Annotated in this window: 8 protein-coding genes, 1 tRNA gene and 1 pseudogene; 4 read left to right on the forward strand and 6 right to left on the reverse strand. The window is 71.7% G+C overall.

The features are described 5' to 3' along the window. Positions 1-12 precede the first annotated feature (12 nt). The 6 genes from ACFVXK_RS12730 to ACFVXK_RS12755 all read right to left on the reverse strand — a co-directional run bounded on the left by ACFVXK_RS12730 (position 13) and on the right by ACFVXK_RS12755 (position 4,245). A tRNA-Gln gene (locus ACFVXK_RS12730) sits at positions 13-84 on the reverse strand. 88 nt (positions 85-172) lie between these two features. Beyond that, positions 173-901, reverse strand: a complete 729-nt coding sequence (locus ACFVXK_RS12735) for an HAD family hydrolase (RefSeq protein ID WP_389611511.1) — start codon at positions 899-901, stop codon at positions 173-175. 10 nt (positions 902-911) lie between these two features. Beyond that, a complete protein-coding gene (locus ACFVXK_RS12740; protein ID WP_389611512.1) occupies positions 912-1,586 on the reverse strand; it encodes a DUF4241 domain-containing protein in 675 nt (224 codons plus the stop codon). Positions 1,587-1,699: 113 nt separating this feature from the next. Then, entirely contained in the window at positions 1,700-3,175 is a 1,476-nt protein-coding gene (gene gltX, locus ACFVXK_RS12745) for a glutamate--tRNA ligase (RefSeq protein ID WP_389611513.1), read from the reverse strand. Further along, positions 3,168-3,971, reverse strand: a complete 804-nt coding sequence (locus ACFVXK_RS12750) for a fumarylacetoacetate hydrolase family protein (RefSeq protein ID WP_389611514.1) — start codon at positions 3,969-3,971, stop codon at positions 3,168-3,170. The genes gltX and ACFVXK_RS12750 overlap by 8 nt, the downstream gene beginning before the upstream one ends. An 88-nt stretch (positions 3,972-4,059) precedes the next feature. Further along, entirely contained in the window at positions 4,060-4,245 is a 186-nt protein-coding gene (locus ACFVXK_RS12755) for a hypothetical protein (RefSeq protein ID WP_389611515.1), read from the reverse strand. Between the two features lie 579 nt (positions 4,246-4,824). On the opposite strand from ACFVXK_RS12755, the gene ACFVXK_RS12760 reads away from it, so the two are divergent. The 4 genes and pseudogenes from ACFVXK_RS12760 to ACFVXK_RS12775 form a co-directional block, all read left to right on the forward strand. Next, positions 4,825-8,637: a nitrate- and nitrite sensing domain-containing protein gene (locus tag ACFVXK_RS12760; RefSeq protein WP_389611516.1), complete on the forward strand. Its 3,813-nt coding sequence runs from the start codon at positions 4,825-4,827 to the stop codon at positions 8,635-8,637. A 9-nt stretch (positions 8,638-8,646) separates the two neighbouring features. After that, on the forward strand, positions 8,647-9,060 hold the full coding sequence (locus tag ACFVXK_RS12765; RefSeq protein WP_042820501.1) for a roadblock/LC7 domain-containing protein: 414 nt from the start codon (positions 8,647-8,649) through the stop codon (positions 9,058-9,060). Positions 9,061-9,212: 152 nt separating this feature from the next. Then, the gene (locus ACFVXK_RS12770; protein ID WP_045952696.1) at positions 9,213-9,605 is read left to right on the forward strand and encodes a DUF742 domain-containing protein; all 393 of its coding nucleotides are present in this window, start codon (positions 9,213-9,215) and stop codon (positions 9,603-9,605) included. Next, a pseudogene (locus ACFVXK_RS12775) lies at positions 9,586-9,710 on the forward strand (ATP/GTP-binding protein); the annotation flags it as partial. The gene ACFVXK_RS12770 and the pseudogene ACFVXK_RS12775, both read left to right, overlap by 20 nt.

A 9,710-nucleotide genomic window follows, 5' to 3' on the forward strand; every position in this document is an offset into this window, starting at 1 on the left:
TACTGCACTGCGCTGGGCTACCAGGACTCGAACCTAGAATAAGGGAACCAGAAACCCTCGTGTTGCCAATTACACTATAGCCCACCGAACTTCAAGACCCTGAGGGCCTTTCGTTTGGTTAGCGCCTCCGGTTCCCGGCCTTTCGGCCCGTCTCCCCGGCGCAGAAAGAACATTACCGGATGCCTGACCGTGCTCCAAAACGGGTATCAGCGGCCAGCAGGTCGGGGAGGGTTCCGAGCCCCTCGATCCGGTGTACGCCCCCGGGTCCGGGGCCCCGTCCGCCGTCCCGGTCCAGCCAGAAGGCGGTCAGTCCCGCGTCGCGCGCGCCCCGTGCGTCGATCTCCGGCTGGTCCCCCACGTACGCCACCTCGGCCGGGGGCAGCCCGAGGGCGTCGCAGGCGGCGAGGAAGGCGGCGGCGTCGGGCTTGCTGACCCCCAGCTCGGCGGCGCACACCAGCACCTCGAAGCGCTCGCGCAGACCGAGGTGGCGCAGCTTGGGGTCCTGGTTGGCCTCGGAGGAGTTGGAGAGCACCCCGTGGCGGTAGCGGCCGGCGAGGGCGTCCAGGGCGGGCAGGACGTCCGGGAAGAGGGCCCAGGCGGCCTTGTAGTGGTCCACGTAGCGCTCGAACCAGGCGTCGGCCTCGTCGGCGGTCAGAGCGGGCTCCCCGAGGAAGTCGCGCACCCGGTCCTGGCGCTGGCCGCGGAAGGTGACCTCACCGGCGGAGAAGCGCGCCCAGTGCAGCTCGGTGGCCTTCCGCCACAGGGCCAGGGCCTCGGCGGGCGTTCCGTAGCGGTCGCCGAGCCCCTCGTCCCCCAGGTGCCGCGCCAGGCCGGCCGCATCGGCCCCCGTGTAGTCGAAGAGGGTGTCGTCGATGTCCCACAGCACGGCGCGGATCGGCATACCGGCGAGCCTACGCCGGGTCGTCCTGCGGTGTGGGCACGACGAAGAAGTCCGTCACGAAACAGGTGACCCGGCCGTCCGCGTCCCTTCCGACCCACGTCGGGTAGTGCCCGTCACCCCAGCCGGAGCCGAAGGCCACGAGGTTGTGACCGTGCTCGCCCGTGACCAGGTGCGGGCCGGGCCCGTGGCCGGCCTGCTCGAAGGCGTCCCAGAGGGGGCCCTCGTCGCCCTCGCAGTCCGGGAAGGAGCCGTCGGCGGCCGGGTCGTAGAACGAGCCGGTACCGGCGTCCACCCCGTAGCCGAAGTACGCGTCGTCCTCGACGAGCCCCGAGACGTCCTGCCCCTCGGTGACGGCCATCTCCCACGTCTCCGTCGCCGCGTCCCGGATCACCAGGCGCGCGGCGGCCGTGCGCAGGTGCGGGGGACCGCCGGGGTCCGCGCCGGGGGTGGTGAGGGTGGCCACCGCCGTCTCGGCGCGGTAGCGGCCGGGCGCCACCTGCACGGTGAAGGGGGCCGCCCATCCCCCGCCGAGGCTGACGAAGGGGTCGCAGGCGGTCACCCGGCCGCTGGGAAGCCACAGCTCGCCCGCGACGGCCACCGCGAGGGTGCCGGACTCGCCGCTCTCGTAGGTGAAGGTGTGGCCCGGCTCGAAGTACCGGTCGAAGTCGGGGGCGGTGAGGGGCAAGGTTCGGCCTTCCACGGAGCATGCGGTCAACTGCACGCACCCTAGGCCGTGGCGCCGACAACGCCGAAGGGGCGGCAGCCGGATCGGCTGCCGCCCCTTCGGGAGGGCGCGGGTCAGGCGGCGAGCTTCGCCAGGGCCGCGTCGATGCGCGCGATCGAGCGCTCCTTGCCCAGGATCTCCAGGGACTCGAACAGCGGCAGGCCGACGGTGCGGCCGGTGACCGCCACGCGGACCGGCGCCTGGGCCTTGCCGAGCTTGAGGCCGTGGGCCTCGCCGGCGGTCAGGACGGCCTGCTTGAGGGACTCCGGGTCCGACCAGTCGGCGGCGAGGAGGTTCTCCCGGGCCGTGGTCAGCAGGGCCGCGGGCTCGCCCTTCATGGCCTTGTCCCAGGACGCCTGGTCCTCGACGGGCTCCTTGAGGAAGAGGAAGTCCACGTTCGCGGTGATGTCCGAGAGGACCGTCACACGCGTCTGGGCGTGCGGGGCGATCCGGTCCCAGGCGTCGGCGTCGAAGTCCTCGGGCGCCCAGTTGGCGTGCGGGGCGCGCAGCCACGGGGCGCAGGCGTCCGCGAAGGCCTTCGGGTCCAGCCGGCGGATGTGGTCGGCGTTGATCGCCTCGGCCTTCTTGAGGTCGAAGCGGGCCGGGTTGGCGTTGACGCCGTCGATGTCGAACTTCGCCACCATCTCCTCGATCGAGAAGATGTCCTGGTCCTTGGAGAAGGACCAGCCGAGGAGCGAGAGGTAGTTCAGCAGGCCCTCGGGCAGGAAGCCGCGCTCGCGGTAGAGGTTGAGCGAGGACTCGGGGTCGCGCTTGGAGAGCTTCTTGTTGCCCTCGCCCATCACGTACGGCAGGTGGCCGAACTGCGGGGTGCTCTTGGCGACGCCCAGCTCGATCAGCGCCTTGTAGAGGGCGATCTGGCGGGGGGTGGAGGAGAGCAGGTCCTCGCCGCGCAGGACGTGCGTGATCTCCATCAGCGCGTCGTCGACCGGGTTGACCAGCGTGTACAGCGGGGCGCCGTTCGCGCGGACGATGCCGAAGTCCGGCACGTTCTCCGGGGTGAAGGAGAGCTCGCCGCGGACCAGGTCCGTGAAGGTGATGGTCTCGTCGGGCATCCGGAAGCGGACGATCGAGGTGCGGCCCTCGGCCTCGTACGCGGCGACCTGCTCGGCGCTCAGCTCGCGGCAGTGGCCGTCGTAGCCGGAGGGCTTGCCGGCGGCGCGGGCGGCGTCGCGGCGGGTGTCGAGCTCCTCGGTGGTGCAGTAGCAGGAGTAGGCGTAGCCGCCGTCCTGGAGCTTCTGCGCGACGTCCTTGTAGATGTCCATGCGCTCGGACTGCCGGTACGGGGCGTGCGGGCCGCCGACCTCGGGGCCCTCGTCCCAGGTGAAGCCGAGCCAGCGCAGGGAGTCGAGCAGCTGGAGGTAGGACTCCTCGGAGTCGCGCGCCGCGTCGGTGTCCTCGATGCGGAAGACGAACGTACCGCCGTGGTGGCGGGCGAACGCCCAGTTGAAGAGGGCGGTCCGGACCAGGCCCACGTGGGGGTTGCCGGTCGGGGAGGGACAGAAACGTACGCGGACGTTCGCGTTAGCCACGCTTGATCACCCTGTTGGTGAGAGTGCCGATGCCTTCGATGGTGACGGCGACCTCGTCGCCGACGTTGAGGGGGCCGACTCCGGCCGGGGTCCCCGTGAGGATGACGTCGCCCGGGAGCAGCGTCATGGCCTCGCTGATGTGCACGACCAGGTCCTCGACGGAGCGGACCATGTCGCTGGTGCGGCCGAGCTGGCGCTGTTCGCCGTTGACGGTGCACTGCACCGTCAGGCCCTCGGCGATCGCCGCCGGGTCCAGGCCGGTCTCGATCCAGGGGCCGAGGGGGCAGGCGCTGTCGAAGCCCTTGGCCCGGGCCCACTGCTTCTCGCGCTGCTGGACGTCGCGGGCGGTGACGTCGTTGGCGCAGGTGTAGCCGAGGATGACGTCCTTGACGCGCTCCTTCGGGACCTCGCGGCACATGCGCCCGATGACCACGGCGAGCTCCGCCTCGTGGTGGACGTCCTGGGAGAAGGAGGGGTAGACGATCGGGTCGCCGGAGCCGACCACCGACGTGGAGGGCTTGAAGAAGGTGATGGGCGCCTCCGGGAGCTCGTTGCCGAGCTCCGCCGCGTGCTCCGCGTAGTTGCGGCCGACGGCCACGACCTTGTTCGGGAGCACGGGCGGCAGCAGCCGGACCTTGCTCAGCGGGACCTTCGTGCCGGAGAGCTCGAAGTCCGCGAACGGGATGCCCTTGATGATGTCGAGGACGAGCTCGCCTTCGGACGCCGCGAGGGCAGTGCTGCCCTCGACCGCGCCGAACGCGACGTTGCCGTCGATCGAGAACCTGGCGATGCGCACCTGCTGCGTCTGCCCCTCTTGTGTTTCCGCTGGCTGGAGTCTGCGTACTCCAGGCTAACGCGGTGGGGGCGGGCGCTTCGCGCTCCTTTTACTGCGCGGCGGCGACCGGGGCGTCCATGAGGACGGTGCGGCGCGGGTTCGCGGTCTGGGTGGGCAGCTCGACGCGGTGCTCCGGGGAGGCCGGGGCCGCCTGCAGGTCCTCGGCGTCCTTGAGGTGCGCGAGGGTGGTGCGGCGGGGGTTGGCTATGTTGCGGATCATCGACGTCGTCTTCATCGGAGTTTCGGGCCCTCGGCTCGCTGGTGGGGTGTGGGTCGACTGCTGCGCCGGATGTGGCGCCAACCCTTTAACAGGCAAGGCTAAACATCCGAATCCCCGAGTGAACCGGTTGGTAATAGCCAGAGGCGTGTGAGTTTGCTCACCAGTCAGCGGGCAATACGGACATAACTGACAGTCAATTGCCGCCCCCGAAACGGACATTGCGCCACTGAATGCGCCATTCCGCTCCTGATCATCTCGACTGGGACACCTTGCCAGGCGCGAGCTTTGATTGGCGTAAGTCCGATTCATCCGCATTGGACTTCCACGTCGCGTAGCCCGTCTGTCACAAGCCGTGACCGGCTCGCCGGGGCGACACGCGCACCTTGTTGGAGATCCCCCACTGTGCTGGAATTCGCGAGACCGCCGCGGGTATCAGCCGGCGCGCAGGTGGCGCAAGAGAGCGCCGAGCGCGGTGGCATCGACAGGGAGACGCGCCGGTCACCGACGACCACCATGGGGCCGTCAGTGCCCCACGACTCGACACCGTTCCGCCGCTGATCCGGCGGGGCGCCTGGTCCAGAGGTTGCGACGCTAGTGCAGGGACGATTCAAGAGGGATGGCAAGGGGTCTCCCCAGGCCCTTCAGGGCCGAGGGGAAGCTGCGGCGGAGCAGGAGCCGCTCGGCGGGACCGACCGTGGCGCCTCGCCCCAGCACGCCCCGGGCCGCGGCCCGGCCTTCGAAGGGGCGGGGCTCGAAACCACCCCCTCGGGCAAGGCCAAGGGCCGCGGGAAGTCCGGCAAGGCCCCGAAGGCGGGCCGCTCCAAGGGCAAGGCCAAGGCCGAGACCGTGGAGCAGGACGAGGCGATACCCAAGGCCCCCAGCTCGGGCTCGCGCCTCGCGATGCAGAACTGGCGCATCAGCACGCGACTGGTGTCGCTGCTGACCCTGCCCGTCGTCGCGGCCACCACCCTCGGTGGCTTCCGCATCAACGACTCGCTCAACGACATCGCCCAGCTGGAGCACATGCAGCTGCTGACGACGATGACCCGGCAGGCCACCAACCTGGCCGCCATGCTCCAGGAGGAGCGGGACAAGTCGGCCGGCCCGATGTCGATCACCAGGGACGGCAAGGCCAACAGCCTCGTCCAGGGCGTGCGCGACCAGACCGACTCCGCCGCCAAGGCCTTCGCCGCCGCGACCGACAAGGTCGACAGCGCGGAGGACAAGGACGAGACCCTCAAGTCGATCCGCAACAACATCCTGCAGATCGGCCGCCAGCTCACCGGCATCGAGGACATCCGCAAAAAGGCGTACATGAACGGCGCCCAGCAGACGGTCACCGAGTACAACGCCCTGATCGTCTCGCTGCTCTCGCTGTCGCAGGACATGGCACAGGCCACCTCCAACCCGGAGATGATCAAGCGCACCCGCGCCCTGGCCGCCTTCTCCTCCGCCAAGGAGTACGCCTCCATCCAGCGCGCCATCATCGCCGCCTCGCTGCTGGAGAGCTCCGACAAGCCGGGCAAGCTGGAAGAGAACGACCGCCTCTACGGCCTCTCCGCGCTCCGCGGCGAGAGCCAGGCGAAGAAGACCTTCGAACTCGTCTACCAGGGCAAGCCCGAGGAGCTCCTCGCGGCGCTCGGCGACGGCAACACCGAGATCGGCAGCGCCGACCACTACGCCCGCCGCGTGCTGAGCACCCAGGGACAGTTCGCCAAGGAGAAGAACCGGTCCTGGATGGACTGGTACGACGCCGACGACACCAAGCTCCAGGCGATGAAGGTCATCGAGCTGACCCTGCTCGAGGACATGGAGCAGAAGGCCCGCGAGCTCAAGAACGAGTCGCAGCAGGACGCCATCATCAACGGTGCCCTGATCCTCCTCGTCCTCGGTGTCTCCCTCGTCGGCGCCTTCGTCATGGCCCGGTCCATGATCCGCTCGCTGCGCCGACTGCAGGACACCGCGACGCGCGTCGCCCAGGACCGTCTGCCCGAGCTCGTCAAGCAGCTCTCGGAGTCGGACCCGCAGGACGTCGACACCTCCGTGGAGTCCGTCGGCGTGCACACCCGCGACGAGATCGGCCAGGTGGCCGCGGCCTTCGACGACGTGCACCGCGAGGCCGTCCGCCTCGCCGCCGAGCAGGCCCTCCTCCGGGGCAACGTCAACGCGATGTTCACCAACCTCTCGCGCCGCTCCCAGGGCCTCATCCAGCGCCAGCTGTCGCTCATCTCCGAACTGGAGTCGCGCGAGGCCGACCCGGACCAGCTCTCCTCCCTCTTCAAGCTCGACCACCTCGCCACCCGAATGCGGCGTAACGGTGAGAACCTCCTCGTCCTCGCGGGCGAGGAGCCGGGCCGCCGGTGGACCCGCCCCGTCCCGCTCGTCGACGTGCTCCGCGCCGCCGCGTCCGAGGTGGAGCAGTACGAGCGCATCGAGCTGGCGGCGGTGCCCGGCACCGACGTCGCCGGCCGCGTCGTCAACGACCTCGTGCACCTCCTCGCCGAGCTGCTGGAGAACGCCACCTCGTTCTCCTCCCCGCAGACCAAGGTCAAGGTCACCGGCCACGCGCTGCCCGACGGCCGGGTGCTCGTCGAGATCCACGACACCGGTATCGGCCTGTCCCCCGAGGACCTCGCCGCGATCAACGAGCGGCTCGCGTCGCCGCCGACCGTGGACGTCTCCGTCTCCCGCCGCATGGGCCTGTTCGTGGTCGGCCGCCTGTCCCTGCGACACGGCATCCGCATCCAGCTGCGCCCCTCCGACTCGGGCGGTACGACCGCGCTCGTCATGCTCCCGGTGGACGTCGCCCAGGGCGGCAAGAAGCCGGGTCCGGTTCCGGGCCAGGGCGGCCAGGCGGGCGGCCCCGGCGGCCAGGGTGCCCCCGGCGCCCAGGGTCAGGTCCCCGGCGCCGGCGCGCGTCCCCCCGTGGGCGCGGGCCAGCAGCGCGGCCAGGTCGGCGGCGGGCAGCGTCCCGCGCTGCCCGGCCAGGGCGGCCCGGCCGGTGGTCCGCAGCAGCGGCCGCAGGGCCAGGGTCCCCGTCCGCAGGGCGGTCCCGCCGCTCCGACGGGCCAGGCGCAGGGCCAGGGCGGCTTCGGCGGCGGTGCTCCGCAGCCCGGCCGTGGCCAGGGCGGCCCCGCCGGTGCTCCGGCCGGCCAGGACAACAACCTCTTCAGCGGCCCGCAGGCCCGTCCCTCGGGCGTGCCCCAGGCCTCCGTCCCCGGTGTCTTCCCGGCCCAGGGCGGCGGCTTCGAGCGTCCGCAGCCGCCCCAGGGCGGTCCGGCCCCGGTCCAGCAGCCGGGCCAGGCCCCGCAGCAGCAGGGCGGCCCCGGAGCCCCGGTCAAGCGCCGGCGTCCGCAGCTCCCGCCGCAGGGCGGCGCCGCGGGCCGTCCGGAGCTCCCGGGCCCGGGCGGTCCGGCCGCCGGGATGCCGCAGGCCACCAGCTGGGGCGCCGGGCAGGCCGGGCAGGAGGCCCCGCGCGGCCACGACGAGCTGTCGGGCCCCGGCTCGACGGCGGAGTTCGCCCGCCCCGACTTCAACGCCCCGTACCCGCCGGCCGGCAACTCCACGACCGGGCAGTTCCAGCGCCCGGACGTACGCGGTCCCCAGGACCCGTCCACCACCGGCCAGTTCCAGCGCCCGGACGTGCGCGGTCCCCAGGACCCGTCCACCACCGGCCAGTTCGAGCGCCCGCAGCCCGCCGGCCACCTCGACCCGTCCGCCACGGGCCAGTTCGCGACGGGCCAGTTCGCCCGTCCCGGCGGCCCCGGTGTCGGCGGGTACGCGGACCAGCAGGGCCAGGACCGGCAGCCCGGCGGCTACGCCCCCGCGCCGCGTGCCGAGGCCCCGCAGCTCCCGCAGGCGTACCAGCCGGAGGCGCTGCCCCCGGCCCCGGGCCAGCCCGGTGGTGAGCTGCGCAGTCCGATCTTCGATACGCTGGAGTCGAACTGGTCCGGCCAGCACGGCGGCCCGTCCGCCGGACAGGCGCCGGCCGTTCCGCAGCAGCCCCAGCAGGCGCCGGCCCCCCAGCAGCAGCAGCCGCTGCCGCAGCGGGGACAGGAGCTCGCGGCCGAGCCCGCCACGGCGGTCACCGGCAGCACGCCGCAGGTCAGCTGGCGGTCCTCCCCCAACGACGAGCTGATGCGGCAGGCCGAGCGCGTGCGCCAGCCCGCGGCCGGCGGGATCACCACCTCGGGGCTCCCCCGGCGGGTGCCGCGGGCCAACCTCGTCGCCGGTACCGCCCAGCAGCAGGCCGAGGCCCCGGCCGGGCCGCAGGTGTCGCGTGCACCGGACGACGTGCGCGGCCGTCTCACCAACCTCCGACGCGGTATCCAGCAGGGACGGCAGGCCGGTTCCGGCCCGGCGACCGGCAGTTACCAGATCGACCCCACTTACCAGCAGGAGCGATAGTTGAGCTCGATGAGCCAGGCGGCACAGAACCTGAACTGGTTGATCACCAACTTCGTGGACAACACCCCCGGGGTGTCCCACACGGTGGTGGTCTCCGCCGACGGACTCCTTCTGGCCATGTCCGAAGGTTTCCCCCGTGACCGCGCCGATCAGCTGGCGGCCGTGGCCTCCGGTCTGACCTCGCTGACCGCCGGAGCCTCCCGGATCTTCGAGGGCGGCGCCGTCAACCAGACCGTGGTGGAGATGGACCGTGGGTTCCTCTTCCTCATGTCGGTCTCCGACGGGTCCTCGCTCGCGGTGCTCGCGCACCCCGAGTGCGACATCGGCCTCGTCGGCTACGAGATGGCCCTCCTCGTGGACCGCGCCGGCAACGTCCTCACCCCGGACCTGCGCGCGGAACTCCAGGGGAGCCTGCTCACCTGACACCCCCTCTCCCGGCCGGACGGTACTTCCGGCCGGGAGGACCGGGACCGCGTCCCGGAACCCCAGTACCCCCGAAGGCCGTCATCAAGTCCCCCCCACCGGCCGCCCCCTCAGACGGCACGCTGACCACTGCTGTCCAGCCCGGAGGATCAATGACCCCGCCCCCCGCCTACCCCGATGCGTACGAAGACTCGTACTCGGAAGGCGACCAGCCGCTGGTGCGTCCGTACGCGATGACCGGTGGCCGGACCCGGCCGCGCTACCAGCTCGCCATCGAGGCCCTGGTCAGCACGACGGCCGACCCGATGCACCTGTCCGGCCTGCTGCCGGAGCACCAGCGCATCTGCACCCTGTGCCGCGAGGTGAAGTCGGTCGCCGAGGTCTCCGCGCTGCTGTCGATGCCGCTCGGTGTGGCCCGGATCCTCGTGGCCGACCTGGCGGAGGCCGGCATGGTGGCGATCCACCAGCCGGGCAATGGAGAGGCCGGCGGAACGCCGGACGTAACGCTGCTCGAAAGGGTGCTCAGTGGACTTCGCAAGCTCTAACGGCGGTGCCGCTCGCTCCACCACCTCCGCGAAGATCGTGGTGGCGGGCGGCTTCGGCGTGGGCAAGACCACGTTCGTCGGCGCGGTCTCCGAGATCAACCCCCT

Origin of the sequence: Streptomyces sp. NPDC058157 (genome assembly GCF_042884105.1) — a bacterium.
Taxonomy (GTDB): Bacteria; Actinomycetota; Actinomycetes; order Streptomycetales; family Streptomycetaceae; genus Streptomyces.